Annotated in this window: 2 protein-coding genes; one reads left to right on the top strand and one right to left on the bottom strand. The window is 63.2% G+C overall.

All coding sequences use genetic code 11. The features are described from left to right. The coding region (locus tag ACFQ2D_RS17010; protein ID WP_386795730.1) for a tRNA-guanine transglycosylase at positions 1–388 on the top strand (388 nt) is incomplete at its 5' end. Between the two features lie 31 nt (positions 389–419). Here the strand turns inward: ACFQ2D_RS17010 and ACFQ2D_RS17030 are convergent. Further along, positions 420–539, bottom strand: a complete 120-nt coding sequence (locus tag ACFQ2D_RS17030; protein WP_449280312.1) for a hypothetical protein — start codon at positions 537–539, stop codon at positions 420–422. Positions 540–551: the final 12 nt, after the last annotated feature.

Raw genomic sequence — 551 nt, 5'->3', positions numbered from 1 at the left:
GGTAGGGACCCCGCAGGACCTCGTCGCGGCCATCGGCAAGGGCGTCGACATGTTCGATTGCGTGATGCCGACCCGATCGGGTCGCCACGGCCAGGCTTTCACCTGGGCGGGGCGCTGCAATCTGCGCAACAGCCAATATGCGGATGACGACACGCCGCTCGATTCGGAAAGCGCCTGTCCCGCGGCGCAGTATTCCCGCGCCTATCTCCACCACCTGATGAAATCGGGGGAGATCCTCGGCGCCATGCTGCTGAGCTGGGCCAATGTCCATTTCTATCAGGAGCTCATGGCTCGGGCGCGCGAAGCGATTGAGGCGGGCAACTTCGACGATTTCGCAAAAGAATTGGGCCGGCGCTATGAAGCCACCGGCCCAGGAGAGAAGTCGTAGTAGAGGTCGTCAAAGAGCGAGTCGTAAGGGGTTAGGCCTGCTGGCCGGGTGCTGCCTCGACCACGCAGCTCTTCACCCGCCACTCGCCGGAGAGCTGCTGCTCTACATGGAACTTGGCGAGCCAGCTGCGACCGTCATCGTCGGTCAGCAGAACCTGCTGCAG

This window comes from Luteimonas composti (assembly GCF_042678665.1).
Lineage (GTDB): Bacteria > Pseudomonadota > Gammaproteobacteria > Xanthomonadales > Xanthomonadaceae > Luteimonas > Luteimonas composti.
Note: the sequence above shows the minus strand (reverse complement) of the source record. Positions and strands in the feature narration are given on the sequence as shown.